This window comes from Stenotrophomonas panacihumi (assembly GCF_001431645.1).
Taxonomy (GTDB): domain Bacteria; phylum Pseudomonadota; class Gammaproteobacteria; order Xanthomonadales; family Xanthomonadaceae; genus Stenotrophomonas_A; species Stenotrophomonas_A panacihumi.
Genome location: NZ_LLXU01000085.1, coordinates 38,532 through 64,363 on the forward strand (window position 1 = coordinate 38,532; position 25,832 = coordinate 64,363).

The 25,832-nt window shown below is 70.3% G+C and carries 21 protein-coding genes; 7 read left to right on the forward strand and 14 right to left on the reverse strand.

Annotation, left to right across the window (positions count from 1 at the left end; all coding sequences use genetic code 11):
• Positions 1–96: 96 nt before the first annotated feature.
• Entirely contained in the window at positions 97–600 is a 504-nt protein-coding gene (locus ARC20_RS10925; protein WP_057647001.1) for a MarR family winged helix-turn-helix transcriptional regulator, read from the forward strand.
• A gap of 69 nt (positions 601–669) precedes the next feature.
• On the opposite strand, the gene ARC20_RS10930 is transcribed toward ARC20_RS10925, so the two are convergent.
• The 3 genes from ARC20_RS10930 to ARC20_RS10940 form a co-directional block, all read right to left on the reverse strand.
• Positions 670–1,257, reverse strand: coding sequence for a thioredoxin family protein (locus ARC20_RS10930; protein ID WP_057647002.1), 588 nt, complete (start codon positions 1,255–1,257; stop codon positions 670–672).
• Positions 1,258–1,267: 10 nt separating this feature from the next.
• On the reverse strand, positions 1,268–2,791 hold the full coding sequence (locus ARC20_RS10935; RefSeq protein WP_057647005.1) for a peptide MFS transporter: 1,524 nt from the start codon (positions 2,789–2,791) through the stop codon (positions 1,268–1,270).
• Between the two features lie 337 nt (positions 2,792–3,128).
• Positions 3,129–3,992, reverse strand: coding sequence for a tryptophan 2,3-dioxygenase (locus ARC20_RS10940; protein WP_057647007.1), 864 nt, complete (start codon positions 3,990–3,992; stop codon positions 3,129–3,131).
• Between the two features lie 318 nt (positions 3,993–4,310).
• Here ARC20_RS10940 and pdhA point away from each other — a divergent pair, with 318 nt between their 5' ends.
• From pdhA to ARC20_RS10960, 4 genes are read left to right on the forward strand one after another with little or no spacing between them, the layout of a single operon-like run.
• A complete protein-coding gene (pdhA, locus tag ARC20_RS10945; RefSeq protein ID WP_057647009.1) occupies positions 4,311–5,393 on the forward strand; it encodes a pyruvate dehydrogenase (acetyl-transferring) E1 component subunit alpha in 1,083 nt (360 codons plus the stop codon).
• Entirely contained in the window at positions 5,386–6,459 is a 1,074-nt protein-coding gene (locus ARC20_RS10950; RefSeq protein ID WP_057647010.1) for an alpha-ketoacid dehydrogenase subunit beta, read from the forward strand. Before pdhA ends, ARC20_RS10950 begins: the two co-directional genes overlap by 8 nt.
• A gap of 1 nt (position 6,460) precedes the next feature.
• Positions 6,461–6,814 carry an SH3 domain-containing protein gene (locus ARC20_RS10955; protein WP_057647012.1) on the forward strand — a complete coding sequence of 118 codons (354 nt, stop codon included), beginning with the start codon at positions 6,461–6,463 and terminating at the stop codon, positions 6,812–6,814.
• Positions 6,811–8,199 carry a dihydrolipoamide acetyltransferase family protein gene (locus ARC20_RS10960; protein ID WP_057647015.1) on the forward strand — a complete coding sequence of 463 codons (1,389 nt, stop codon included), beginning with the start codon at positions 6,811–6,813 and terminating at the stop codon, positions 8,197–8,199. The genes ARC20_RS10955 and ARC20_RS10960 overlap by 4 nt, the downstream gene beginning before the upstream one ends.
• A gap of 72 nt (positions 8,200–8,271) precedes the next feature.
• Here the strand turns inward: ARC20_RS10960 and ARC20_RS10965 are convergent, their stop codons facing one another.
• Complete coding sequence (locus tag ARC20_RS10965) at positions 8,272–9,666, reverse strand: FAD/NAD(P)-binding protein (RefSeq protein WP_057647017.1); 1,395 nt, start codon at positions 9,664–9,666, stop codon at positions 8,272–8,274.
• Positions 9,667–9,841: 175 nt separating this feature from the next.
• Here ARC20_RS10965 and ARC20_RS10970 point away from each other — a divergent pair, with 175 nt between their 5' ends.
• The gene (locus ARC20_RS10970; RefSeq protein WP_057647020.1) at positions 9,842–10,600 is read left to right on the forward strand and encodes an SDR family NAD(P)-dependent oxidoreductase; all 759 of its coding nucleotides are present in this window, start codon (positions 9,842–9,844) and stop codon (positions 10,598–10,600) included.
• Positions 10,601–10,691: 91 nt separating this feature from the next.
• Positions 10,692–11,081, forward strand: coding sequence for an OsmC family protein (locus ARC20_RS10975; RefSeq protein ID WP_057647022.1), 390 nt, complete (start codon positions 10,692–10,694; stop codon positions 11,079–11,081).
• A 3-nt stretch (positions 11,082–11,084) separates the two neighbouring features.
• Here the strand turns inward: ARC20_RS10975 and ARC20_RS10980 are convergent, their stop codons facing one another.
• The 10 genes from ARC20_RS10980 to glgA form a co-directional block, all read right to left on the reverse strand.
• Complete coding sequence (locus tag ARC20_RS10980; protein WP_057647024.1) at positions 11,085–11,723, reverse strand: Rossmann-fold NAD(P)-binding domain-containing protein; 639 nt, start codon at positions 11,721–11,723, stop codon at positions 11,085–11,087.
• 59 nt (positions 11,724–11,782) lie between these two features.
• Positions 11,783–12,220, reverse strand: coding sequence for a hypothetical protein (locus ARC20_RS10985; RefSeq protein WP_146165773.1), 438 nt, complete (start codon positions 12,218–12,220; stop codon positions 11,783–11,785).
• Positions 12,221–12,323: 103 nt separating this feature from the next.
• Positions 12,324–12,950, reverse strand: coding sequence for a glutathione S-transferase family protein (locus ARC20_RS10990; protein ID WP_181360109.1), 627 nt, complete (start codon positions 12,948–12,950; stop codon positions 12,324–12,326).
• Positions 12,951–12,993: 43 nt separating this feature from the next.
• On the reverse strand, positions 12,994–15,168 hold the full coding sequence (glgX, locus tag ARC20_RS10995; protein WP_057647028.1) for a glycogen debranching protein GlgX: 2,175 nt from the start codon (positions 15,166–15,168) through the stop codon (positions 12,994–12,996).
• A gap of 19 nt (positions 15,169–15,187) precedes the next feature.
• Positions 15,188–15,361: a DUF2934 domain-containing protein gene (locus ARC20_RS17985; RefSeq protein WP_081418151.1), complete on the reverse strand. Its 174-nt coding sequence runs from the start codon at positions 15,359–15,361 to the stop codon at positions 15,188–15,190.
• Between the two features lie 4 nt (positions 15,362–15,365).
• Positions 15,366–17,957: a malto-oligosyltrehalose synthase gene (treY, locus tag ARC20_RS11000; protein ID WP_057647030.1), complete on the reverse strand. Its 2,592-nt coding sequence runs from the start codon at positions 17,955–17,957 to the stop codon at positions 15,366–15,368.
• A complete protein-coding gene (locus ARC20_RS11005) occupies positions 17,954–19,894 on the reverse strand; it encodes a 4-alpha-glucanotransferase (protein ID WP_057647033.1) in 1,941 nt (646 codons plus the stop codon). Before ARC20_RS11005 ends, treY begins: the two co-directional genes overlap by 4 nt.
• Entirely contained in the window at positions 19,891–21,651 is a 1,761-nt protein-coding gene (gene treZ, locus ARC20_RS11010; protein ID WP_057647035.1) for a malto-oligosyltrehalose trehalohydrolase, read from the reverse strand. Before treZ ends, ARC20_RS11005 begins: the two co-directional genes overlap by 4 nt.
• Positions 21,648–23,888 carry a 1,4-alpha-glucan branching enzyme gene (locus tag ARC20_RS11015; protein ID WP_057647037.1) on the reverse strand — a complete coding sequence of 747 codons (2,241 nt, stop codon included), beginning with the start codon at positions 23,886–23,888 and terminating at the stop codon, positions 21,648–21,650. The genes treZ and ARC20_RS11015 overlap by 4 nt, the downstream gene beginning before the upstream one ends.
• The gene (gene glgA, locus ARC20_RS11020) at positions 23,885–25,396 is read right to left on the reverse strand and encodes a glycogen synthase GlgA (protein ID WP_108143287.1); all 1,512 of its coding nucleotides are present in this window, start codon (positions 25,394–25,396) and stop codon (positions 23,885–23,887) included. The genes ARC20_RS11015 and glgA overlap by 4 nt, the downstream gene beginning before the upstream one ends.
• Positions 25,397–25,832 lie beyond the last annotated feature (436 nt).

Genomic DNA, 25,832 nt, shown 5'->3' on the forward strand with positions numbered 1-25,832 from the left:
ACAGGTGCGGGCGGACTGAAGACCCGCGAGAATGGGCGGGTCGAGCTAGCATCCCTTATAGTTTCACCTGAAACAACCATCAAGGTGCACTGCAACATGAGCCCACCGGAAATACCCGCTGGCGGGGGCCAGCGACCCAATCGCGCATTGCTGGACCTGGAGCAGTTCCTGCCCTACCGGCTGAGCGTGTTGTCCAACCGCGTGAGCGGGAACATCGCCAGGGTGTACGGCGACCGTTACGGCCTGGTAATCCCGGAGTGGCGGGTGATGACCGTGCTGGCGCTGTATCCGGGTTCGTCGGCCAGCGAGGTCTCCGACCGCACGGCGATGGACAAGGTGGCTGTGAGCCGCGCGGTAGCGCGGTTGCTGGAGCGCGGCTTCATCAAGCGCGAGATGCACGGCGACGACCGCCGGCGTTCGGTGCTGGCGCTGTCCGAATCGGGCTTCGAGGCCTACGAGATCATCGCGCCGATGGTGATCGACTGCGAACGCCGCCTGCTGGCGCCGCTGACCGAGGAAGAGCGCGCCACGCTGGACCGGCTGATCGACAAGCTGGCCGATGTCGGGCTGGAAAGCATGCAGGGCGGCGCGGCACCGTAGCGCCAAGCCCGCTCTGCGAAACGAAGAAGGCCCGCATCGCGCGGGCCTTCTGTCGTCATGGCATGGACATCACGCCTTCGGCGGCGCCCAGGCCTTGAGGAAGTCGAAGAACTTCTTGCGATCGTAGCTCTTGCCCTTCTCCAGCTCGCCGGTGAACTGCGAGTGCAGCAGCTTGCCGTCGTTGTCGAGCACGAAGATATGCGGGTAGCCCTTGATCTCCGGGTACTGCGACAGGAACGCCTGGTTCTCGTTCTCCGGGCTGTAGTTGACCTTCACCCAGACGAAGTTGGCATCGCGGAAGCTGCGCAGCTCGCCGTCGCCGCCGATGAAGTCGTCGAGGATGTGGCACCACGAGCACCACTCCCCGCCCACGTCCAGCAGGATGCGCTTGCCGCCGCGCTTGGCCTCGACCTTGGCGGTTTCCAGGTCGGCGACCGGGTCGCGCGCCGGGTCGAAGCTGGCGCTCAGCGCCGCCGCGGCGGCGATGTCGGCGGCGGTGGGCGTATTGCCCGACGCCACCGGCTGGGTCGGGTCTGCCACCGGCGGCTTCTGCATCGACGTATCCAGCGGCTTGGGCGCCGGCTGGGTGTCCTCGGCCTGCTGGCCGCAGCCAGCGAGGGTGAGGGCGAACAGGGCAGTGGTGAGCAGTTTCTTCATCAAGGATTCCTTACTTCACGCCGTGCATGAGTTTGTTGATCAGCGGCGCGATGAGGAACAGCAGTACGCCGGCGCCGAGCAATGACCAGAACCCGAAGGTATAGCCTTTCAGCGCCGACTGCACGCTCATGCCACTTTCGCCGCTCACCACGCCGGCGAAGATGCCCGAGAGGTTGTTGCCGATGCCGGTGGAGAGGAACCAGCCGCCCATGCCGAAGCCGACCAGACGCACCGGGGCCAGCTTGGTCACCATCGACAGGCCGATCGGCGACAGGCACAGCTCGCCCACCGACTGGATGACGTAGACCATGAACAGCGTCCAGAACGGGATCTTGCCGGCATCGTTCACCAGCGAGGACAGCGCGAACATCAGCAGCAGGAACGCCAGGCCATTGAACAGCAGGCCCAGGCCGAACTTGCGCGGGATCGACGGGTTGGCATTGCGCATCGCGATCCAGATCCACGCGATGATCGGCGCCAGGGTGATGATGGCAATGGAGTTGACCGACTGGAACCACGCGGTCGGGAAGGTCCAGTCACCGAACTGGCGGTTGACGATGTTGTCGGCCAGGAAGGTGAACGAACTGCCGGCCTGCTCGAAGAACATCCAGAACAGCACGTTGAAGGCGAAAATGATCAGCATCGCGATCACCCGGTCGCGCTGCACCTTGCCCTCGCGGATGCCTTCGGCCAGCAGCAGCACCGCGAGCGCGACGAACAGCACGCTGAGGATGCCCTGCAGCACGTTGGCGCCGGCGGCGAGCATGAAGTACACGCACGGGATCGCCACGATGCAGCCCAGCAGCACGTAGATCACGCGCGCGAAACCGCCGGTGTTGGGCGCTGGCGCGCCGATGCCCTTGAGCTGCGCGCGGCCGATCAAGAACCAGACCAGGCTGATCAGCATGCCGATGCCCGATGCGATGAACACGATCTTGTAGGACGGCATCGCCTGCGTGCCGAACACGCGCTCGGCGAGCTGCTGGGTCAGCACCGGCGAGATCATCGCGCCCAGGTTGATGCCCATGTAGAAGATGGTGAAGCCACTATCGCGACGCGGATCCGACACGCCGTACAGCTGCCCGACCATGGCCGAGATGTTCGGCTTGAACAGGCCGTTGCCGACCACCACGGTCGCCAGGCCGATCTCGAACAGCTGCTGGTTCGGCACCGCGATCAGGAACAGGCCCGCGGCCATGACGCTGGCGCCGACCAGGATGGAGCGCTGGTAGCCCAGCACCCGGTCCGCGACGTAGCCGCCGAAGATCGCCGCGGCGTACACCAGCGCCAGGTACGCGCCATAAGTGCGGCCGGCCGGCGCCTGGCCGCTGCCATCGCCGCCGAAGAACTGGGCCACGATGTACAGCACCAGCGCCCAGCGGATGCCGTAGAACGCGAAGCGCTCCCAGAACTCCGTCATGAACAGCATCCACAGCGGCTTGGGATGGCCGAGGATGGTCTTGAACTCTGGGATGGGCGCGGACGGCGGCGGCTGGTCGGAGGCGGATTTCGGCGCGACGGCGTCAACGCTCATAAGGATGTCCCTTGCGTATTCATGAAAGGCTGGGTGCCCCCGGCCATGCCGGGGCGACGGGCGAGGATCGCCCGCAGGCTGCATTCACGTCAACGTCACGCGCCAAGCGCCGCCGGAAAACGCGCGAGCTTTGCAGGCCGCGCAGCCCCGCTCTTGATCTTCCTGCAGGTCGCGTTGGCCTGTCGGGCGTCCGGGGGCCATGCCCTGGCGGGGGCGTGGGGCGACAGGATGTCGCCTCACGAGCTCGAGGCCATGGATGGCCGCTTTCGGCGTCCCCCGCCGGGGCATGGCCCCCGGGCGCCGCGCGACAGCCCAAAGCTCTGCGACAAGAACCACCTCAGCTATCGCTGAGCCCGATGGAAGTCCGCACATCGAACAGCTCGGGGAAGAAGGTCAGCGCCAGCGCCTGCTGCAGGAACCCCACCCCGCTCGACCCGCCGGTCCCGCGCTTGAACCCGATCACCCGCATCACCGTACGCATGTGGCGGAAGCGCCACAGCTGGAACTGGGTCTCCAGGTCGACCAGGTCCTCGCACAGCGAGTACTCGCGCCAGTACACGTCGGTGTTTTCGTAGATCCGCTCGAACACCGGCCGCAGCGCCGGGTCGGACACATGCGAGGTCGTCCAGTCGCGCGCCAGGTACTGCCCGGGGATGGCATGCCCGAAACGGGCCAGGTAGCGCAGGAATTCCTCGTACAGGCTCGGCGCTTCCAGCACCTCGCGCAGGCGGCCCTGCCCTTCCGGGTCATGGCCGAACACCTGCAGCATCTGCGCATTCTTGTTGCCGAGCAGGAACTCGATGTAGCGGTACTGCAGCGACTGGAACCCCGACGCCGGCCCCAGCACGTCGCGGAAGCCCATGTATTCCGAAGGCGTCAGCGTCTCCAGCACCGACCACTGCTCGGTCAGCTGCCGCAGCACCTGCTTGCTGCGCGCCAGCACCTTGCGGCACTGCCACACCTCGTCGCGCTGCAGGTGGCCGATCGCCGCGCGCAGCTCGTGCGCCAGCAGCTTCAGCCACAGCTCCGAGGTCTGGTGCTGGATGATGAAGAGCATCTCGTCGTGGTGCGGCGGGTCGGACAGCGGCTGCTGGGCGGTCAGCAGCTGGTCCAGGCGCAGGTAGCCGCCGTAGGTCAGCCGGCCCTGCAGGTCGGTGTGGATGCCGGCTTCCAGATCGCGCTGGTTCTTGTCGACGGACATGGGCGTGGGGGTCTTGAGGGGCGGCAAGGTTAACCCAGCAGCTCGCGCTGGTAGGGGCATGCGCTGCAGCACTTGCCGGCGGCTGAAGCGGAACCCAATGGAAAAATCACCCGCGCCTAGCGCATTCAGCCCATCGCCGACTCTTGCACCGCAGCAACACTGCAACCCACGGCGGACAAGCCTGCGGCAAAAATGAACGGGCACAATTGCTGCGAATGCAGCATGTTTCTTGCTGCGGCGCAGGAAGGGCTGCGGTCACGCAGTCCTTACCATAGCGCTTCGTATCATTTGAAACTTCCTGTCGAAGGTGCAGTTCGCATGACCGTAGCCGCCCAGTTCGAGATCGAGTACCTGCAATACCTGGACGCGGACGGCCAGCCCGTGCGCGACCTGCCCGCTTCCTGCGACCCGCAGACCCTGCTGACCTTGTTCAAGCAGATGCTCTACGTGCGCACCTTCGACACCAAGGCCGTCGCCCTGCAGCGTACCGGCAAGCTGGGCACCTATGCCTCCTGCCTGGGCCACGAAGCGACCCACGTCGGCGTCGGCGCCTCGATGAAGACCGGCGACGTGTTCGCCCCCAGCTACCGCGAGTATGGCGCGATGTTCATGCGCGGCGTGCGCCCGCGCGACGTGCTGCTGTACTGGGGCGGCGACGAGCGCGGCAACGACTATGCCCGCGACGCCGATGCCGCCATCGACTTCCCCTTCTGCGTGCCGATCTCCACCCAGTGCCTGCATGCCGCCGGCGCGGCGCTGGCGTTCAAGCTGCGCGGCGAACAGCACGTCGCCGTGTCCAGCTGCGGCGACGGCGGCAGCTCCAAGACCGACTTCTACGCCGCGCTCAACTCGGCCGGCGCCTACAAGCTGCCGCTGATCCTGTGCGTGGTGAACAACGGCTGGGCGATCTCGGTGCCGCGCTCGGCGCAGACCGGCGCGCAGACCCTGGCCCAGAAGGGCCTGGCCGGTGGCCTGTTCTGCCTGCAGGTGGACGGCAACGACCTCATCGCCGTGCTCGAAGCCATGCGCCAGGCGCGCGAACGCGCGCTGGCCGGGGAAGGCGGCACGGTGATCGAGTTCATGACCTACCGCCTCTCCGACCACACCACCGCCGACGATGCGCGCCGCTACCGTGGCGAGCAGGAGGTCAAGGACGCGTGGCTGGTCGAGCCGATGCTGCGCCTGCGCAAGTACCTCACCGGCCTGGGCCTGTGGAGCGAGGCGGACGAGAACGCGTGGAAGGAAGAATGCGGCGCGCGCGTGGACGAGGAGGTCAACGCCTACCTCAACACCCCGGTGCAGCCGGTCGAGGCGATGTTCGATTACCTGTATGCCGATCCGCCGCCGGACCTGCTCGCCCAACGCGCCGCGGCCCTGGCCCTGGAGAACCGCCATGGATGAGATCAAGCGCAGCACCGCCAGCACCACGGCTTCGCACGACGCGGCCGCCCACCACGCCGCCGAGCGAGGAACCCCCGCGATGACCGCCACGCCCATCACCCTGATCGAAGCCGTCACCCAGGCGCTGGCCTGGGAACTGGCCCACGACCCCTCGGTGCTGGTGCTGGGCGAAGACGTGGGCGTCAATGGCGGCGTGTTCCGCGCCACCGCCGGCCTGCAGCAGAAGTTCGGCAGCGAGCGCGTGCTCGACACCCCGCTGGATGAAACCACCATCGCCGGCCTCACCGTCGGCCTGGCCGCGCAGGGCATGAAGCCGGTGGCCGAGGCGCAGTTCGACGGCTTCGTCTACCCGATGGTGGACCACATCATCTGCCACGCCGCGCGCCTGCGTACCCGCACCCGTGGCCGCCTGCACTGCCCGATGGTGCTGCGCGTGCCGTGGGGCGGCGGCATCCGCGCCCCGGAACACCACAGCGAAGCCAACGAGGCGATCTTCACCAACGTGCCCGGCCTGCGCGTGGTGCTGCCGTCCTCGCCGCAGCGCGCCTACGGCCTGCTGCTGGCCGCGATCCGCGAGCCGGATCCGGTGATCTACATGGAGCCCAAGCGCATCTACCGCCAGTACAAGGAAGTGGTGGTCGACGACGGCGAGGCGCTGCCGCTGGACGTGTGCTTCGTGCTGCGCGATGGCACCGACGTGAGCCTGGTCGCCTGGGGCGCGCAGGTGAAGGAAGCGCTGGAAGCGGCCGACAAGCTGGCCGGCGAAGGCATCAGCGCCGAAGTGATCGACGTGGCCACGCTGCGCCCGCTGGATTTCGACACCATCGCCGAATCGGTGGCCAAGACCGGCCGCTGCGTGATCGTGCAGGAAGCCCCGAAGACCGCCGGTTTCGGTGCCGAGATCGCCGCCCGCCTGGCCGAGGAGTCGATGTTCGATCTCGTGGCCCCGGTGCAGCGCGTCACCGGCTATGACACCCACATCCCGCTGTTCCGCCTGGAGATGAAGTACCTGCCCAGCGTGGAACGCATCGTGGCCGCGGCGAAGAAGGCCGTGGCCGCTGGCTGACATGCGGGCGCGCCTGCTCTGCGACTACCGCACGCCGTACGCCAAACCCATCCACTTCCGCGCCGGCCAGGTGGTCGCGCTGGGGGTGCGTGACGAGGAATGGCCGGCGTTCGCGTGGGTCAGCCTGGACGGCGGCCTCGCCGGCTGGGCGCCGGTCGAGTGGCTGCGGCCACTCGGCGACGGCCGCGCCGAGGCCCTGCGCGACTACGATGCGCGGGAGCTGGAGGCCGACCGCGGCGATGCGGTGACGTTGCACCATGAACATGGCGGCTGGTGGTGGTCCGAGCGCGCGGATGGCGCGCAGGGCTGGCTGCCGGCGGCCGACCTGGAACTGATGGAAGAGACCTGCCCATGAGCGACACCAAGAATTTCCACCTGCCCGACCTGGGCGAAGGCCTGCCGGACGCGACCATCGTCGAGTGGTTCGTGAAGGAAGGCGACATCATTCGCCTGGACGAACCGCTGGTTTCCATGGAGACCGCCAAGGCCGTGGTCGAAGTGCCCTCGCCGGTCTCCGGCAAGGTGCTGAAGCTGGCCGGCGGCCCGGGCGACGTCGTGGTCACCGGCAGCGTGCTGGCGCAGTTCGCGCCGGACCCGAACCTGCCGCAGCGCGCCGAAGCGCAGGACACCGGCCACTCGCACGGCCATGCGCCGTCGACCGGCGAGCCGGCGCCGGCGAAGGCGGACAAGGTCGTGGCCTCGGACGAAGGCGGCGAGATCGCCGAGAAGAACGAGCGGGCCGATGCCGGTACCGTGGTCGGCGCGATGCAGAGCTCGGACACCGTGCACAGCGAGCAGGCCGTGGCCGTGGGCGGCGTGCGCGCCATGCCGGCCGTGCGCGCGCTCGCCAAGAAGCTGGGCGTGGATCTGTCGCGCGTGCGCGCCAGCGGCCCCGACGGCACCGTGACGATGGGTGACGTGAAGCAGGCGGCCGCCAACGGCAGCGCTTCGGCGGCTGCAGGCGCCACGCCGGCCGCGGCTGCACGCGCCCCGCAGGTCGCCGCCGAGGTCGCGCCTGCAAGGGAAGCCCCCGCCACCGCGCGCACCCCGCTGTCCGCCGCCGGCAAGCCCATGCGCACCCAGCCGCCGGGCGTGAGCGCCAGCGGCCAGCCGGAACAGCTCAAGGGCGTGCGCCGCAACATGGCGCGCGTCATGGCCGACGCGCACAGCAAGGTCGTGCCGACCACCCTCACCGACGACGCCGACGTCCACGCCTGGACCCCGGGCAACGACGTCACCGTGCGCCTGGTGCGCGCGATCGTCGTCGCCTGCAAGGCGGTGCCCGCGCTCAATGCCTGGTTCGACGGCGACGCACTGACCCGCACCCTGCACCCGCAGGTGGACGTGGGCATCGCGGTCGATACCGAGGAAGGCCTGTTCGTGCCGGCCCTGCGCAACGCCGACATGCTCGATGCGCGCGGCGTGCGCGAAGGTGTCAACCGCCTGCGCCAGCAGGTCGAGGCGCGCAGCCTGCCGGCCTCGGAGCTGAGCGGCTACACCATCTCGCTTTCGAACTTCGGCATGTTCGCCGGCCGCTACGCCACCCCGGTGGTGGTGCCGCCGTGCGTGGCGATCGTCGGCGCCGGCCGCGCGCGCTACCAGCTCACCCCGGTGATGGGCGGCGTGGAGACGCACAAGGTGATTCCGCTCTCGCTGACCTTCGACCACCGCGCCGCCACCGGCGGCGAAGCGGCGCGCTTCCTGCGCGCGATGCTCGACGACCTCGCGCTGGCGCAGTAACGACGCGCTCGTCCTCGTCGGAAGGGCCCGGGCATCGAGGGGATGCCCGGGCCCTTCTTTTTGGACCGGCCTTCAGCCCACCACGCGCAGCAGCGTGCGTGGCGCGGCCACCGTGCGGGTGGGTTCGAGCAGGTGGCGCGCGAGCTGCCGCGCGGCCACGCGCAGCTCCGGCACGGCGGTGATTTCCCACAACGCGCCGCGCAGCAGCGGGCCGATGCAGTACAGGCCGGGGGATGCGCGGCCGGCGGCATCGCGCACGCGGAAGTCTTCGTCCACCCCCACGCCCAGGCCGAGCGGATCGGCCTGCAACAACCCGGCTTCGCGCATCCCGGCGATCAATGGATCACTGGTGCGGTCGATGTCGGTATCCAGGCCGGTGGCGCGGATCAGCACGTCGTAGCGTTCGGTGCGCGATTCGTCCTCGCCGCGCCGCCGCAGCACCGCTTCCAGCCCTTCGGGTGTCCAGCGTGCCCGCAGCAGGCGCGCGGACTCCAGCTGCAGCTGGCCGCGCGTGCGCAGGTCGGCGATCACCCCGGCCGCGGCGGGCGCCACGCGGTGACGCGCCGCTTCCCAATACGGCCGCAGGTGGCGCAGGAAGCTCGCGCGCCGCTGCGCATCGAGCCTGCGCCACAGCGGCTGCAGGTGCGGACGCAGTGCATCGACCATGCCGCGCCACGGCGCGCCCTCGCGCACGGCGCGGCGCACACCGCGCAGCACGGCGTTGAGATCGCCCGCGCCCAGCGCCTGCTGCACGGCCAGCGGCAATGCCTGCGGCGCACCGGCCTCGGCGTCGTGCGCCTGCGGCACCAGGCCGCGACGGGAGATGGCGTGCAGCGCACCGGTGTGGCCACGGCCCTGCAGGCTCAGCGCGACATCCACCATCGTCAGCCCGGTGCCGACGATCAGCACGCGTGCGTCCGGCGCGATGCCGTCCAGCGCGCCGGGCTGCCACGGCCAGCCGATATAGCGCGGATGCACGCTCAGGCGCGGGCCGATGCCAGGCAGCGCCTGCGGCGCCAGTGCGCCGACCGCCAGCACCAGCTGGTCGCTGTCGAAGGCTTCGCCGTTGGCGAGGAACACGCGATAGCCACGCTGCGTGCGCTCGGCGGCGATGGCCTCCTGCGGCTTGCAGACGATATGCGCGGCCGACGACGCCATCGCCGCGCTCAACTCGCCACGCAGGTAATCGGCATACGCCAGCCGTGGCAGGAAGGCCTGCCGCCCGGATTCGCCCAGGTGCAGCGCATCGGCGAACCCGCCCGGCTCGTCGGGGTCGATGCCCAGGTCGCGCGCACGCACGTTGAGCAGGTGCTCCGGCCGCGCCGCGCCATAGGCCACGCCGCTGCCGAAACTGTCGGCCATGCCGACCAGGGTGATGCGGGTCGAGGCATCGGCGCGATACGCCAGCTCGCGGACCAGCGCGGCACCGCAGAAGCCGGCGCCGATAAGGGTGATGTGCTTGCCCATGACTGCCTCGTCCCATCCCGTTGACCCGGCCTTTTGTGCCTGCGCCGGCGCCGCGGCGTGTAAAGGAAGGGTTAGATGCGCGACCACGAACCGGCATGAGCTGATAGCCCTTGGAGATAAGGCAGGCGTGGCGCGGCGGCTGGCGGATAATGCGGTGACCCTGCAGGAGACCCCCATGTCCGACCTTCCCCTGCGCGACCAGCGCATCCTCGTGGCCGGCGGCACCCGCGGCATCGGCCTGGGCATTGCCGATGCATTTGCCCGCGCCGGCGCGCTGCTCTCGATCTGCGGTCGCGAACCGCAGGCCTTGGCCGACGCCGGCGAACACCTGTTGCGCCATGGCGGCCGCGTGCACTGCCAGCGCTGCGACCTGGCCGACCCGGCGCAGATCGAGGGCTGGATCGCCGCCGCGGCCGAAGCGATGGGCGGCATCGACGGCGTGGTGCACAACGCCTCGGGCTTCGGCAACGGCACCGACGACGCCAGCTGGCAGGCCGGCTTCGACATCGACCTCATGGCCGCCGTACGCGCCAACCGCGCGGCGCTGCCGTGGCTGCGCCGCAGTGCGTCGCCGTGGATCCTGCACATCACCTCGATCAATGCCCAGCGCCCCACCCCACGCGCGGCGGCGCACTCGACCGCTAAGGCCGCGCTGAACTACTACACGGTGACGCTGGCGAGCGAACTGGCCACGGAGCGCATCCGCGTCAACGCCATTGCGCCCGGGTCGATCGAGTTCCCGGGCGGCCTGTGGGATCGCCGGCGCGAAAGCGAGCCGGCGCTGTACGCGAAGATCCGCGACGGCATCCCGTTCGGTGGCTTCGGCGCCGTGGAAGACGTGGCGAACGCGGCGCTGTTCCTCGCCTCCCCGCAGGCGCGCTGGATCACCGGCCAGATCCTGGCCGTCGATGGTGGCCAGCACCTGGGGCCTTGAGCGCACGCGCGTGCTTTCGTGTCATCCCGATACACGGCACCCTCACGGGAGCGGCTTCCGCCGCGACCCGACCCACCCACCGGAGCACCCCATGGCCCACGCCCGCGTCACCTCGCTCGGCCCGCACTACGCCCACCGCATCACCAGCGGCCACCACGAACTGGTCGCGGACGAACCGCCCGCGCTCGGCGGGCAGGATGCCGGCATGGCGCCGTTCGACCTCTACCTCTCTTCGCTCGCCGCCTGCACCGCGATCACGCTGCGCATGTACGCCGAGAAGAAGGGCTGGGAGCTGGGCGAGTTCAGTGCCGAACTGAGTTCGCGCCGCGACGAGGACGGCAAGCTGCATGTCCATCGCATCCTGCATGCCACCGGCGTGCTGGATGAAGCGCAGTGGGAAAAGCTGCTCGACGTGGTCGCACGCACGCCGGTGACGCTGGTGATGCGCGAGGGCGCGGTGATCACCAGCGCGCGCGGCTGAGCCTCAATCGGCGAGCTGTGCCGAATCGATGACACGCTCACCCGGCTGCGGCGCCAGCGCGGCATCGACCATCGCCCAGGCAATCTCCAGCGCGGGATTGATTCGCCACGCACGCGGCAGCACCAGCTCAAGTGCACCGAGCACGGCCATGCCGATGCGCTCGCCGACACGCGGCGGCCCGCTGCGCTCGCCGCCGATCAGGCCCGGGCGCACGAGGACCAGGCTCTCGAAGCGCAGCGCGCGCAGGTCGCGCTCCAGCTCGCCTTTCACCCGGCTGTAGAAGAAGCGCGAGCCCACGTCGGCGCCCATCGCGGAATTGAGCACGAACGTCGCGGTGCCCTCTTCGCGCAGGGACTCGGCCAGCGCCAGCGGGTAGTCGTGGTCGACCCGGCGGAATGCCTCGCGCGAGCCGGCCAGTTTCATGGTGGTGCCAAGTGCGCAGATGGCTGCATCGACCTGCCAATGACGGGCGGCCTCGCCGATGCCATCGAAATCGAGCACGGGGTTATCGAGCTTGGCGTGCTGCACGGCGAGCGGGCGGCGCGTGGGCGCGATGACGGCCGAGCAGCGCGGATCGTCGAGCAGCATCGGCAGGGCGAGCGAGCCGACGAGGCCGGTCGCGCCGGCGAGCAGGATGCGCATGGTGGGGGTCTCCGTTTGCCTGAAGCATAGCGCTGGTGGTGTGTCCTCAGCCGCAACCGTCAATCCATGCCCGCCAAGGGCACGAAATCGGAACGCAGCGAGGCTACGCGCCGCAGGAGATCCTCGGCATTCTGACGCGTCGCCGCGGCAGCCACCGGGAAAACCTCCGCTTGCGCGAGGCTGCCCGAGAGAACCGCGGCCGCCCAATCTTCCATCAGGTCGCAGTAGTTCTCCAAGGCAGGTCCCGGACGTTGCCCATCCACCACCATGTACGCGCTCGGAATGTCACCGACCACGACCCAGAGCCTGTCATCTTCCCCGCCGATGGCGGACACAAAGTCGACCAGGAACAGCGCTACCACGCCGCCCACGCCAAAGGTCAGCTCGATGCGCCGAATATCGGGACACCACGAAAAGCTGGAGATGTAGGCCCGCGCCTCCGCAGCCATGGCGGACAGCAGTGCCTTCTCCACGTCGTCCTCATCGTCACGATCCATGGCCGTCCGCGGAAGCGTCATCAGGATTGCGGCGGGCTCGACGGTCGCGGCGGGAGCCGCGCCTGCCGCAGTGCACGGGGACGGGACACGGCATATCCGCCCCTCAGGTCAGCGCCGTCATCACGGCCTTGCGATACGCCGGCCGCGCCTTCAACCGTTCGTACCATTCTTGCAGGTGCGGCAGTGCCGGCCGGTCGATCGGCATCTCGAACCACGCATAGATGAAGGCCCCCAGCGGGATATCCCCCATCGCGAACTTCGCCCCGGACAACCACGGCGCCTTCGCCAGCGCCGCGTCCACCATCGCCAGCAGCTCGCCGCAGCGTTCGATCCCGGCGGCGATCTTCTGGTGATCGCGCTGTTCGGGCGCGGTACGCAGCGTGCCCCAGAACACATCGCGGAACGGCGCGGCGAAGCTCGAGGTCGTCCAGTCCATCCACTTTTCGCCCACGGCGCGCTCGGCCGGGTCGGCGGGATACAGCGTATCCAGCGCATAGCGGGCGCTGAGGTAACGCACGATGGTGTTGGACTCCCACAGCGGCAAACCGTGGTCCTCGATCATCGGCACCAGCCCGTTCGGGTTCAGCGCGCGGTACTCGGGCGTATCCACCTGCCCGAACGCGCCGCCGACCTGGATCGACTCATACGGCAGCCCGATCTCCTCCGCGCACCACAGCACCTTGCGCACGTTGCTGGAATTGTGGCGTCCCCAGATCTTCAGCATGGCCATCGCCCGAGTGGAATGGCCGCCATTCTAAGCGCGGCCCGCCGACTCAATGCGGCAGCATGCCGCCATCCGGCGCCACCTTCGCGCTGCTGGCGATGCGGTCGCGCTCCACCGCCAGCAGCGCCAGCGAACGCGGCGGCGCCGTCCACGGGCTGCCGCCGGGCACCGCGCGCCCACCGTGGCGGGCGGTATCGATCAACACCCGCCAGTGCTCGTCGTGCATCGCCGGCAGCTGGAACTCCACCGAGTTCACCGGGTCGGCGTTGAGCAGCATCAGCAAGGTGACGTTCGCCGCCACCTGGCGCAGGCCGCTGGCGGGAGCGCGGCCATCCAGCCGCATCATCAGCGCGTGCGCGTTGGCGTCCTGCCACTGTTCCGGGGTCATCTCCTCGCCATGGGGCGCCAGCCAGGTGACATCGCGGAAGCCCAGCGCCTCGTCGTACTCGCCGTCGAAGAAGCGGCTGCGGTGCAGCAGCGGGTAGCGCCGGCGCAGCGAGAGCAGCCGGCGCACGAAGCGCGCCTGGTCGGCGGCCGGCGCCAGTTGCGCAGCCTCCCAGTCGATCCAGGTGGTCTCGTTGTCCTGGCAATACGCATTGTTGTTGCCGCCCTGGCTGTGGCCGAACTCGTCGCCGGCCAGCAGCATCGGCGTGCCCTGCGAGAGCAGCAGGGTGGCCAGCAGGTTGCGCATCTGCTGGCGGCGGGTGCCAATGATGGCGACGTCGTCGGTCGGCCCTTCCACCCCGTAGTTGGCCGAGATGTTGTTGTCGCTGCCGTCGTGGTTGTCCTCGCCGTTGGCCTCGTTGTGCTTGTTGTCGTAGGTGACCAGGTCGTTGAGGGTGAAGCCGTCGTGCGCGGTGATGAAGTTCACCGATGCATGCGGGCGGCGGCCCTTGTGGCGGAACAGGTCGGCCGACCCGGTCAGGCGCGTGGCCAGCTCGGCCAGCTGGCCGGCGTCGCCCCGCCAGAACGCGCGCACGTTGTCGCGGAAGTGGTCGTTCCATTCCGCCCAGCCGGGCGGGAAGCCACCCACCTGGTAGCCGCCCGGCCCCACGTCCCACGGCTCGGCGATCAGCTTGGTCTGGCTCAGTACCGGGTCCTGGCGCACCGCGTCGAGGAAGCTGCCGCTGGGGTCGAAGCCGTAGCGCTCGCGCCCGAGGATGGTGGCCAGGTCGAAGCGGAAGCCGTCGACATGCATCTCCAGCACCCAGTAGCGCAGCGAATCCAGCACCATGCGCAGCGCGCCGGCATTGGTGAGGTCGAAAGTGTTCCCGGTGCCGGTGTCGTTGATGTAATAGCGGCGGTCATCGGCGAGGCGGTAATAGCTGGCGTTGTCGATGCCCTTGAACGACAGCGTCGGCCCCAGCTCGTTGCCTTCGGCGGTGTGGTTGTAGACCACGTCCAGGATGACCTCCAGCCCGGCGTTGTGCAGCCGTGCCACCATCTGCTTGAACTCGGCCACCGTGCGCGTGGCCATGTAGCGGGCCTGCGGGGCGAAGAAGCCGATCGTGTTGTAGCCCCAGTAATTGCGCAGGCCGCGGTCGAGCAGCTGTGAGTCGTCCACGTAGGCATGCACCGGCAGCAGCTCCACCGACGTCACGCCCAGCCCCTTGATGTGTTCCACCAGCGCGTCGTTGCGCAGCGCCGAGAACGTGCCGCGCTCTTCTTCCGGCACCGCCGGGTGGCGCATGCTCAGGCCCCGCACGTGGGCTTCGTAGATCACGGTGTGCTGCCACGGCACGTGCGGGCGGCGATCCTGGCCCCAGGTGAAGGCGGGGTCGATCACCGCGCTGCGCGGCATGAAGGCGGCGCTGTCGCGGCGGTCGAAGCTCAGGTCCTTGTCCTTGTGCCCCAGCGTGTAGCCGAACAGCTGCGGCGCCCATTTCAGCTGGCCGACGATCTGCTTCGCATACGGGTCCAGCAACAGCTTGTTGGGATTGAAGCGGTGTCCGGCATCCGGCGCGTAGGGGCCATGCACGCGATAGCCATAGCGCTGGCCGGGGCGCGCGTCAGGCAGGTAGCCGTGCCAGATCTCGTCCGTGTACTCGGGCAGCACGATGCGCTCGGTTTCGCGGTTGCGCTCGTCGAACAGGCACAGCTCCACCTGGGTGGCGTTGGCCGAGTAGAGGGAGAAGTTCACGCCCAGCCCGTCCCAGGTGGCGCCGAGCGGGAAGGGACGGCCCTCGCGGATGCGCGAGCGCTGGGTCAGTTTGCGTGGCGGCATGCGCGCTCCGGGCTATGGATCATGGCGTGTCGTGCGACGGCGGCGGGTCTTCGGCGGCGGCGCGGATTTCCGCATCCACCAGCCGTTCGGCCATCGCCCAGTGGCGGACCTGCTGGCCGTCCGGGCGGCCTTCGGCCTCCCAGATCTCGCGGGCCAGCTCGCGTATTCGCGCATCGCGCTCGGTGGGTTTCATTCGGTCAATCCGTGGAGGAAAGCCACACTGCCACCGGGCTGCGTGCAAGCAGCGTCGAGAGCGCGATGCGACGGCCACGCTGCACGACGTCGCGTTGTTCGAGCACGTCGCGATACCGGCCCGGCGCGCACGGCAATGCGGCCTGGCCCCAGGTGCGCGCGGGCAGCGCCAGCGCGTGCGCGCCGGTGTCGGCGCCCAGGCGTGCCACGGCCACCAGCAGCTGCCGCTCGCCATCGTCGCGCAGGAACGCGAGCACGCGCTCGCCCGCGCCGGCCAGGGGTTGGTAACGGCCCTCGGCGAACAGGCGGGGATGTTCGGCGCGCACGCGCAGCAGCCGGGCGATGAGTTGTGCCTTCACCGCGCCATCGGCCCAGTCGTGCAGGAGCGTCGGCCAATCGCGTCGATCATCGAGCCAGCGCTGGCGCTGCGCGTAGTCCACTTCGCGGCGGTTGTCCGGGTCGACCAGCGAGAGATCCCAGCCTTCGCGGCCCTGGTACAGATCCGGCACGCCGGGCACGGTGAGCCGCAGGCAGGCTTGCGCCAGGCCATTGCGCGCGCCGGGCACCGCAATGTGGCGGGCGGCGCGATGCAGCGCGCGGCGCAGCGGCAGGCCAGCGCGCGATACCAGCACGGCGTCGATGAAGGCGTGCATGCGGTCTTCGTAGCCGGGCTGCGGATCGAGCCAGCTGCTGCGCAACTTGGCTTCGCGCAATGCCTTGCACTGCCACTGCCATACGCGGGCGGCGTAGTCTGCCAGGCCCCCGTGGTCGTCTACCGCCAGCGCCAGCGGCCATGCCGCGACCACCGTCTGCCACAGCATCGCCGCATCGCCGAGGTCGGGGGCGGGCACCGGCAGGCCGGTCACCAGCGCGTCGAAGCCGCGCAGCTGTTCGCGCCACCACGCCGGCCATTCGGACAGCACGGCCAGCCGCGCGCGCACGTCCTCGCCACGCTTGTGGTCGTGGGTGGCGGTGGCGAGCAGCGCGCGGGGATGCGTCCTTGCGCGTCGGCGGCAGGCTTCATGGAACTGCGCGGTGGTCAGCGCGAAGTGATCCGGTTCGCTGCCCACCTCGTTGCGCGAGAGCAGCACGCCGTGGCGATAGAAGGCCGTGTCCTCCACGGCCTTGGCGTTGAGCGGCGCGGAGAGCTGTTCGAAGCGGCGGCGCAGGATGCGGCGCAGGGCGCGTTGGCTGTCGCTGATGTCACCGTCCTCGCCGAGCCAGCGCGCCAGTGCATCGAGCGCCGCCAGGCTCGCCTGCGGCTGGCCGACGCGCGCGCGCGCCAGCGCCTCCTCCAGGTGGGTGCGGCCCGCGGCATCCAGTCCGTCCGCGTTCGCATAACTGCGGTAGACGGGGTATTCGCGCAGCAGGCAAGCCAGCGCGCGTGCCAGCATCTGCGGGCTGAACTCGCGCGTGGCCGGGTCCAGCCGGGCGAGCGCCATCTGCGCGCGCACCGTGCGGATGAACTCCGCCTGCAACGGCCCGCGCAGGATCTCCTCGCGCGCCTGCCGCTGCTCCTGGCCGAAATCCCCGCTGCGCCCGCTCTGCGCCCGCCACAGCTGGCGCAAGGGCGTGCGTCCGCCGCGCGCATGCAGCACGCCGCCCACCTGGTCCATGAAGTCGTAGCCGGTGGTGCCGTCGCAGGCCCAGTCCTCCGGCAACGCCTCGCCGGGCGCGAGGATCTTTTCGACGTACAGCGCCAACGTGCCCGGGGCCAGGCCGCGGCGACGGCCGGCCTGGTCCAGCCGCGCCCGCAGCCGACGCAGGTAGCCGGCGGGGTCGGCGAGGCCATCGATGTGGTCGATGCGCACGCCGTCCACATGGCCTTCGGCGACCAGCCGCAGCGGCAGCGCGTGCACGGCATCGAACACCGCCGGCAACTCCACCCGCAACGCCACCAGCGTGGTGATGTCGAAGAAGCGGCGGTAGTTGACCATGTCGTTGCCGACCCGCCACCACGCCAGCCGGTACGGCTGGCGATCGATCAGGCGCTGCAACCGCGGGTCGCCCTCGCGCGCCTGTGCGTTGAGCTCGTCCACCCACGCGCGCAGCGCGGCCGGCGAGAGCGAGGGCAAGGTCTGCGGGCGCAACGGGAACGGGTGCTCGTGGTGGCGCAGCTGCACCTGCCCGTCCGGGGCGAACTCCAGGCGCAGCAGCCCATCGCTGACGGCCTGCGCGCACGGCCGGTCGAGCACCGGCAGCCACAGCTGGCCGTCGTGGCCGGGCGCGCGCCAGTCCAGGTCGAACCAGCCGGCATGGCGGCTGCGGCGGCCCTGCTTGAGCACATCCCACCACCAGGCATTGCCGGGGTGGGTGGCGAGATGGTTCGGCACCAGGTCGAGGATCAGGCCCAGCCCGAGCGCACGCGCGCGATGCGACAGCGCGAGGAACGCGTCCTCGCCGCCGAGTTCGGGACTGATGCGCGTCGGGTCGATGCCGTCGTAGCCGTGCGTCGAACCGGGCACGGCCGCGGCGATCGGCGACAGGTAGAGATGGCTGACGCCGAGCGCGGCGAAATACGGCAGCTGCGCGGTCGCGGCACGAAAGTCGAAACCGGCGTGCAGTTGCAGGCGCAGCGTGGCGCGCAGCGGCGTCACGCCAACGGCTCCGCGCGCGCGCCATGGCGCGCATCGGCGAAGGCCAGCAAGGATTGCTGCAACGGCTCTACCGGCAGCGGCTGCGGCAGGCGCCGGCGCCAGTTCGGATGCGTGGCGACGGTGCCGGGCAGGTTGGGTTGTTCGCCGAGCGCCAGCGCGTCTTCGGCCGGCAGCAGTGCCAGGGCGCCGGGCGCACGCGCGGTATAGCGCAGGGCGTCCAGCCACGGGTCGCCTTCGGCGACGCCTTCGCTGCCACAGGCCGCGCGCAGCTGCACCACCGCCGCGCGTCGGGCGGCGCGCTCGGCACGCAGCTGCGCCGCGCTGCCGAGGCCCAGGCGTTCGCGCCAGTCGAGGTCGCGGGCCGCCCGCCAGCCGCAGACGGTGGGCAGGTCGTGCGTGCTGCTGGTCGCCACCGCGTCGATGCGCCAGCGGCCCGGCGGCAGGAAGCGGCCGTCCTCGTCGCGGCAGAACAGCAGCACGTCGGTGCCGAGCACGCCACGCGCGGCGAGGTCGGCGCGCAGGCCGGGCGGCACGACGCCCAAGTCTTCGCCGATCACGATGGCGCGATGCCGCCATGATTCCAGCGCCAGCAGATTGAGCAGGTCGTGCAACGGATAGCGCAGGTAGCCACCCTCGCCCGGCGCCGCGCCCGCCGGCACCAGCCACAGGCGCAGCAGGCCGAGGATGTGGTCGATGCGCAGGCCGCCGCGATCGCGCAACACCGCGCGCAGCAGTTCGATGAAAGGTGCGTAGCCGGTCTCGCGCAGGCCGCGTGGCGCATAGCTGGCGATGCCCCAGACCTGTCCCTCGGGATTGAACGCATCCGGCGGCGCGCCCAGCACCAGCCCGTGCAGCGCGGCCTGCGGCCAGGCCACGGCCTCGGCGCCGGCCGGGTCGAAGCCCACCGCGAGGTCGGCGATCAGGCCGATGCCCATGCCACGCTCGCGCGCCTCGCGCTGCAGGCCCGACCAGCTGCGCTGCGCCAGCCACTGCGCGAAGACATGCACGCCGGCGTCGTCATCGCCGTGGTCGCGCGCGGCGAAGCGCGCGTAGTCGGCCAGCGCGGCGCCGCCTTGCTCGCGGAAGCGCAGGAAATCGGCATGCACGCCGGCATCGGCGCCGTCGAAGCGGTCGTGCAGCGCACGCAGCCATTGCCACTTCGCCGCGCTGCTGGCGTTCCAGTCGATCCACGGCGGCGCCTGCAGGTGCGCGAAGCGTTCGCGCAACGCGGGCATGGCCTCCAGCGTGTCGGCGGCAGTGGGGCCGAGCACGTGCGTCGGCGCGGCGTGCAGCGGGTCGAAGAAGCGCCGGTCGCTCGGCGAATAGGGACTGTAGACGCCACCATGGCGCGCGCGCGGCGCATGCACCGGGCTCAGCGCCAGCGCATCGGCGCCCGCGTGGGCCACCAGCCGCAACCAGTCCGAGGCGCCGGCCGCATCGCCGATGCCGGCGTCGCCCTCGCTGCAGGCCGAGTACACCTGCAGCGCCACGCCCCAGGCGTGCGGATCGGACGTGCGGCAGGCATCGGCCACGCTCCAGCAGCGTTGCGGTGCCACCGCCACGGCCAGGCTGTCGGCGCCCCACGACAGCCGCCAGTAGCCGGGCTGCGGCGGTGCCTGCACGCGGGTGTCGGCATCCACGCGGACGTCGTGCCGCTGGCCGCCTTCGTCCTGCCACTGGCACGCGGTACCGGGCGCGGCGGGCAGGGCGAGCCATTCGCCGGTCTGCGCGGTACGCAGCGGCGCGTGCGCCGGCTGGGCGGCGAGCGCGCGCAGGCTGTCGCGGCATTGGCGCTCGTCGTCGGCGCGCAGGCCGAGGCCTGCGAGCAGCGCACGCAAGGTGTCCGGCGCCACCTGCCGCGGCTGGCCGGCGACATCCACCCAGTCCACCAGCAGGCCGGACGCTTCAGCCAGCGCATGCAGCGGCGAGGCGCTCATGCCAGTGCCTCGCGCCAGGCGATGAAGCCATCCACCGGCAGCATGGCGCGGCCGGTATCCACGTGTTCGGCCAGCAGCAGGCATTGCGCGCCCGTGGGCATCGGCACCGGGGCGGGACCGAAGTTGAAGGCGACATGCCATTGTCCCTGCGGCAGCTGCCAGCCAGCGGCAAGCGCGCCTTCGCCCAGGCGGCGCACCGGCAGCGCTTGCGCCTGCGCCAGCCCGGGCACCAGCCAGCGGCGACGCAATGCCAGCAGCTGGGCGAACCAATGTGCCCAGCGCGCGCCCTCCTCGCTGTTCGCTTCTTCGATGGGGGCACGCGAGGCGAGGAAGGTTCCCGCGGCGTTGGGATCGGGAATCCGCGCCCGCGCCCGCGGGTCGGCGAAGGCGGCAAAGCGGTCGAATTCCCGGCGCCGGCCCTCGCGCACGGCTTCGTCCAGCGGCGGGGCGAAATCGGTGAAGAACAGGAACGGCTGCCGCGCGCCCCACGGCTCGCCCATGAAGAACAACGGAATCATCGGCGTGAGCGCGGTGAGCGCCAGCGCGGCGCGCAGGCGCGGCACCGGCAACAGCGTGCGCAGGCGATCGCCCATGGCCCGGTTGCCGATCTGGTCGTGGTTCTGCGCGAAGATCACGAAGTGGTCCGGCGTCAGGCCCGCGGAGGGCTCGCCGCGCACATGCCCGAGCGCATCGGTTTCGCCCTGGAAGGCGAAGCCCTCGCCGAGCACCCGCGCCAGGTGCGCGAGCGGGTCGTCGGCGAAAGCGCCGTAGTAACCCTCCTTCTCCCCGGTGAGCAGCACGTGCAGCGCGTTGTGGAAGTCGTCGTTCCACTGCGCGGTATAGCCACGGGCCAACAGCGAGGCCTGGTTGCGCTCGTTCTCCAGCACAAGATGGACATGGCGGTCGGCGGGCAGCGCATCGGCGATGGCGTCGCGCAATTGGTCCAGGAAACTTTCCGGCACGATGGCGTGCACCGCGTCCAGGCGCAGGCCGTCGAACCGGTATTCGCGCAACCACATCAGCGCGTTGTCGATGAAGTAGCGCTGCACCGCCGGCTGGCGGAAGTCGATGGCCGCGCCCCACGGCGTGGGCGCATCCTCGCGGAAGAAGGCCGGCGCATAGCCATGCAGGTAATTGCCGTCCGGGCCGAAGTGGTTGTAGACCACGTCCAGCAACACCATCAGGCCTTGGCCGTGCGCGGCATCCACCAACGCCTTGAGCGCGCGCGGCTCGCCGTAGGCGGCGGCCGGCGCATACGGCAGCACGCCGTCGTAGCCCCAATTGCGCGTACCGGCGAACTGCGCCACGGGCATCAGCTCCAGCGCGGTGATCCCCATCGCCGCCAGCCTGGGCAGCTGCGCCTGCACGCCGGCGTAGCCGCCGCACACGCCCACGTGCAATTCGTACAGCACGGCTTCGGGCCAGGGCCGGCCGTTCCACTGCGGATGCTGCCACGCGTAATCGGTGGCCAGCACCGCGCTCGGGCCGTGCACGCCATCCGGCTGCCAACGCGAGGCGGGATCGGGCACCGGTTCGCCCTCGTCCACGCGGAAGCGATAGCGCGTGCCCTCGGCCACGTCCAGTTCGACGAAGAAACTGCCACCCGCCTCGGCCTGCATCGGCACCGCCACGCTCTCCAGCAGCAGCGCTACCTTGCGCGCACCCGGGGCCCACAACCGGAAACCGACGTGGCCCGCCCGCGTGGCCCAGGCCCCCAGCGGACCGGGCGGCGCAATGGGCGCGGGCGGCGCGCTCATGGGGTGGCCTGCAGGTACAGCGTGGACAGCGGCGGCAAGGCCAGGGACAGCGACTGCGCATGGCCATGCATCGGCACCGCAGTGGTCGGCAGGCCACCGGCATTGCCGGCATCGCTGCCACCGTAGTGGTGGCTGTCGGTGTTGAGGATCTCGCGCCAATGCCCGGCCAGCGGCACGCCCACGCGATAGCCGTGGCGGGCGACCGGGGTGAAGTTGCTCACCGCCAGCAGCGGCGGCCCGCCGTGCGGGTCGTGGCGCACGAAGGCGAACACGCTGTTGTGGTGGTCGTCGCCCACGCTCCATTCGAAGCCTTCGGGCACGTGGTCGCCCCGCCAGAGCGCCGGCTGCGCGCGCAGTTGCGCGTTGAGGTCGCCCAGCAGGCGCGCCAGGCCCGCATGTTCGGGCGTGCGGGCGCGGGCCCAGTCGATGGTCGCATCGTGGTCCCATTCGCCGGGCTGGCCGAACTCCCCGCCCATGAACAGCAACTTGGCACCCGGGTGCGCCCACATGAAGGCGAAGTACGCGCGCAGGTTGGCGCGGCGCTGCCAGTCGTCGCCCGGCATGCGCGCCAGCAGCGAGCCCTTGCCGTGCACCACTTCGTCGTGGGACAGCGGCAACACGAAACGCTCGGAGAACGCGTAGACCAGCCCGAAGGTCATCTGGCCGTGGTGATGCGTGCGATGGATGGGGTCACGCTTGAGGTACTCCAGCGTGTCGTGCATCCAGCCCATGTTCCATTTATGGGTAAAGCCCAGCCCACCCTGCTCCACCGGCGCGGTGACGCCCGGCCAGGCGGTGGATTCCTCGGCGATCATCATCACGCCCGGGAAGCGCGCACCCACTTCGGCGTTGAGCCGGCGCAGGAACGCGGTGGCCTCCAGGTTCTCGCGGCCGCCATGGGCGTTGGGAATCCACTCGCCCTCCTCGCGGCTGTAATCGCGATAGAGCATCGAGGCGACCGCGTCCACGCGCAGGCCATCCACGTGGAAGCGCTCGATCCATTCCAGCGCGCTGCCGACCAGGTAACCGGCGACCTCGTGCCGGCCATAGTTGTAGATCAGCGTGTTCCAGTCGCGATGGAAGCCTTCGCGCGGGTCGGCATGCTCGTACAGCGCGGTGCCGTCGAAGCGTTGCAGGCCGTGCTCGTCGCCAGGGAAGTGCGCGCTCACCCAATCCAGGATCACGCCGATGCCGGCGCGGTGGCAGGCATCGACGAAGCGCGCGAACGCCCGCGGGTCGCCATGCCGCGCGGTGGGCGCGTACATGCCCAGCGGCTGGTAGCCCCACGATCCACCGAACGGGTATTCGGTGACCGGCAGCAGCTCGATATGGGTGAAGCCCAGTTCGCGGATATAGGGAATCAGCTGCTCGGCCAGCGCGTCCCAGCCGAGCAACTGGCCGTGCTCGTCGCGGCGCCAGGAGGCGGCATGCAGTTCGTAGATCGACAGCGGTGCCGGCGCGTTGGCGGCGCCACGTCGCGCCATCCAGTCTCCGTCTTGCCACTCGAAGGGCGCGGCCGACGGCACCCGCGACGCCGTGGCCGGCGGCAGCTCGGCCCAGCGGGCGAGCGGGTCGGCCTTGTGCGGGAGGCGGGTGCCGTCGGCGGCGGTGATCTCGAACTTGTAGCGCGCGCCTTCGGCCAGGTGCGGCAGGAAGATCTCCCACACGCCGGCCGTGTGGCGCAGGCGCATCGGATGACGGCGGCCGTCCCAGCCGTTGAAGTCGCCCACCACGGCCACGCGCTGCGCGTTCGGCGCCCACACCGCGAAGCGCACGCCGGGCACGTCGCCGCAACGCACGTGATGCGCGCCGAGCGCGGCGCGCGCGGCCTCGCCGTCGCCGTCACGCAGGCGCTGCAGGACGGCTTCGTCCAGCTGCGCGCCATAGGCATACGCGTCGGCGATCTCCTCCTGGCCCAGTGGCCAGTCGATGCGCAGGTGGTAGTCCACCGGCGCTGGCAACTCGCCTTCGAAGACGCCTTCGCCCACCGGCTGCATCGACGCCAGGCGGCCGCCCCGCGGGTCGACCAGCGTCACCGCCCGCGCGCCCGGCAGCAGCGCGCGCACGCGCTGGCGGCCATCGGGCAGGCGATGCGGTCCCAGCCAGGCGAACGCATCGCCGGGTTCGCCGCGCGCCAGCGACAGCAACTCGGCGCAGGCAGGCTCGCGATCGGTTGCGTGATATTCGGTCGTGTCGGCCGTGGCGGCCTCGGTACGCTCCCCTGCGCGCTCGTTCATGGCAGCTCCAACGCGGTGCGCTGGTACAGCGCCAGGTACTCGTTGCCGGCCACGTCCCAGCCGCTGGGGCGCAGCATCGCCGCGCGACGCATCGCCGCCAGCAGGCCAGGCAGGCGGAAGGTGCGGAACACCCGCTGCAGGCAGCGGCGCAGCGCATCGGCGCTGGCGCCCTGGAACAGGAAGCCGGTCACGCCATCGTCCACGGTGTCGATCAACCCGCCGGTCGCATGCGCCACCGGCAGGCAGCCGAAGCGCTGCGCATACATCTGGCTCAGGCCGCAGGGTTCGAAGCGCGAGGGCATCAGCAGGAAGTCGGCACCGGCGAACATCGCCCGCGCCAGGTTCTCGTCAAAGCCGATGTACGCGCCGACATGGCCCGGATAGCGGCGCGCCAGCGCGGCCACCTGCTGCTCGATCTGCGGCTCACCACCGCCGATCACCACGATCTGCCCACCGGCGGCGACGATCTGCGGCGCCACCTCGCAGGTGAGGTCCAGGCCCTTCTGGTGCACCAGCCGCGACACCACCGCGAACAGCGGCCCGCGGCTCGGCGGCAAGCCGAACGCGCGACGCACGTGCGCGGCGTTCTCCTCGCGGCCCTGCCACTGGGTGACGCTGAAGCGCGCCGGCAGGTGCTCGTCGGTGCGCGGGTCCCAGCTGGCGTCGATGCCGTTGACGATGCCGCTCAACGCGCCGAGCGAGGCGCGCTGGGCCAGCAGTTCGTCCAGTCCGCAGCCTTCGGCCGGCGCGACGATCTGGTTGGCGTAGCTGTGGCTCACCGTGTTGACCTGCCGCGCATTGACGATGCCCGCGCGCAGGAACGACAACTGCCCATGGAAGGCCAGCTCACCCGCATGCGCGGCCGGCACGCCCAGCGCCGGCGCCAGCGCTTCGGGGAACACGCCCTGGTAGGCGAGGTTGTGGATGGTCAGCAGGCAGGGCGTGGTGCCACCGCCCCAACGCACGTAGGCGGCGGCGAGCGCGCACGGCCAGTCGTTGAGGTGCAGCAGCTGCGGGCGCCAGTCCAGCCCGGCATGGCCGGCGGCGATCTGCGCGGCCGCATAGGAAAGCGTGGCGAAACGCAGCGCGTTGTCCGGCCACTCGTGGCCCTGCGCATCGACATACGGCGTGCCCTCGCGCTCGAACAGCGCCGGGCACAGCAGCACGTAGATCGGCAGGCCATCGGCCTGTTCGACGCGGCCGATGTCGCAGGCCGGCAAGCTGGCATGGGCGGTGACGCGGCCGACGATCTCGATGCCACCGGCGCGTTCGAGCACGTCGCGGTAGCCGGGGATCAGCACGCGCACGTCGTAGCGGCGGCGCAGCGCACGCGGCAGCGCGGCGGCGACGTCGCCCAGGCCGCCAGCCTTCACGAAGTCGGCCATCTCCGGCACCACGAACAGCGCACTGTCGCGCACCGGCGCGATGTCGTGCTGCCATTCGTGGTGGCGGGCGAAGCGTCCTCGTGCATCACGTGCGTGCGGCACGCGGGTGCGCACCAACGGCATCGGCAGCGGGGTCGACAAAGGGTCCTCGCGCAGCGGCGCGACGACGGGGTCCAGCGAGATCAAGGCGGTCATCACTACATCCGTCAGTGGGGGGTGGACGGAACCAGCGGGAAAGAGACAGCCATCGCCCCGTGACGGCCGGGCGATGTTGGAACTGGGGAACGAACGGAAAAGCGGGGCGGCGTTCGCGAATCCGCCACGAGCGCCTGTGGTGATACTCGGCAAGCGCCGATAAAAAACGCGTGAAGCGAGCGCGCCGTTTTGATGACAAAAACGCCTGTCCTCAGACCCGTCCGCGCATTCATTTCCCCTTTGCGGTGCAAAGGCCCGAAAAGCGCGACGCAGTTCCACTGAATCATTCAAGCCGGCGCATCGCAGGCCGATAACCCGGCATCGAAGCCTCCGGCGTCCCGCCCCCATGTCCGACCCCCGCGAC

What these genes read in the sequence shown, in the direction of transcription:
- ARC20_RS10950 (WP_057647010.1), top strand. Translation starts at nt 5,386, where the DNA reads ATGGATGAGATCAAGCGCAGCACCGCCAGCACCACGGCTTCGCACGAC.
- glgA (WP_108143287.1), bottom strand. Translation starts at nt 25,396, where the DNA reads ATGCCGTTGGTGCGCACCCGCGTGCCGCACGCACGTGATGCACGAGGA.
- ARC20_RS10985 (WP_146165773.1), bottom strand. Translation starts at nt 12,220, where the DNA reads ATGGATCGTGACGATGAGGACGACGTGGAGAAGGCACTGCTGTCCGCC.
- ARC20_RS10970 (WP_057647020.1), top strand. Translation starts at nt 9,842, where the DNA reads ATGTCCGACCTTCCCCTGCGCGACCAGCGCATCCTCGTGGCCGGCGGC.
- ARC20_RS10975 (WP_057647022.1), top strand. Translation starts at nt 10,692, where the DNA reads ATGGCCCACGCCCGCGTCACCTCGCTCGGCCCGCACTACGCCCACCGC.
- ARC20_RS10935 (WP_057647005.1), bottom strand. Translation starts at nt 2,791, where the DNA reads ATGAGCGTTGACGCCGTCGCGCCGAAATCCGCCTCCGACCAGCCGCCG.
- ARC20_RS11005 (WP_057647033.1), bottom strand. Translation starts at nt 19,894, where the DNA reads ATGAGCGCCTCGCCGCTGCATGCGCTGGCTGAAGCGTCCGGCCTGCTG.
- ARC20_RS10990 (WP_181360109.1), bottom strand. Translation starts at nt 12,950, where the DNA reads ATGGCCATGCTGAAGATCTGGGGACGCCACAATTCCAGCAACGTGCGC.
- ARC20_RS10955 (WP_057647012.1), top strand. Translation starts at nt 6,461, where the DNA reads ATGCGGGCGCGCCTGCTCTGCGACTACCGCACGCCGTACGCCAAACCC.
- ARC20_RS11015 (WP_057647037.1), bottom strand. Translation starts at nt 23,888, where the DNA reads ATGAACGAGCGCGCAGGGGAGCGTACCGAGGCCGCCACGGCCGACACG.
- ARC20_RS10960 (WP_057647015.1), top strand. Translation starts at nt 6,811, where the DNA reads ATGAGCGACACCAAGAATTTCCACCTGCCCGACCTGGGCGAAGGCCTG.
- ARC20_RS10940 (WP_057647007.1), bottom strand. Translation starts at nt 3,992, where the DNA reads ATGTCCGTCGACAAGAACCAGCGCGATCTGGAAGCCGGCATCCACACC.
- pdhA (WP_057647009.1), top strand. Translation starts at nt 4,311, where the DNA reads ATGACCGTAGCCGCCCAGTTCGAGATCGAGTACCTGCAATACCTGGAC.
- ARC20_RS17985 (WP_081418151.1), bottom strand. Translation starts at nt 15,361, where the DNA reads ATGAAACCCACCGAGCGCGATGCGCGAATACGCGAGCTGGCCCGCGAG.
- glgX (WP_057647028.1), bottom strand. Translation starts at nt 15,168, where the DNA reads ATGCCGCCACGCAAACTGACCCAGCGCTCGCGCATCCGCGAGGGCCGT.
- ARC20_RS10980 (WP_057647024.1), bottom strand. Translation starts at nt 11,723, where the DNA reads ATGCGCATCCTGCTCGCCGGCGCGACCGGCCTCGTCGGCTCGCTCGCC.
- ARC20_RS10930 (WP_057647002.1), bottom strand. Translation starts at nt 1,257, where the DNA reads ATGAAGAAACTGCTCACCACTGCCCTGTTCGCCCTCACCCTCGCTGGC.
- treZ (WP_057647035.1), bottom strand. Translation starts at nt 21,651, where the DNA reads ATGAGCGCGCCGCCCGCGCCCATTGCGCCGCCCGGTCCGCTGGGGGCC.
- ARC20_RS10965 (WP_057647017.1), bottom strand. Translation starts at nt 9,666, where the DNA reads ATGGGCAAGCACATCACCCTTATCGGCGCCGGCTTCTGCGGTGCCGCG.
- ARC20_RS10925 (WP_057647001.1), top strand. Translation starts at nt 97, where the DNA reads ATGAGCCCACCGGAAATACCCGCTGGCGGGGGCCAGCGACCCAATCGC.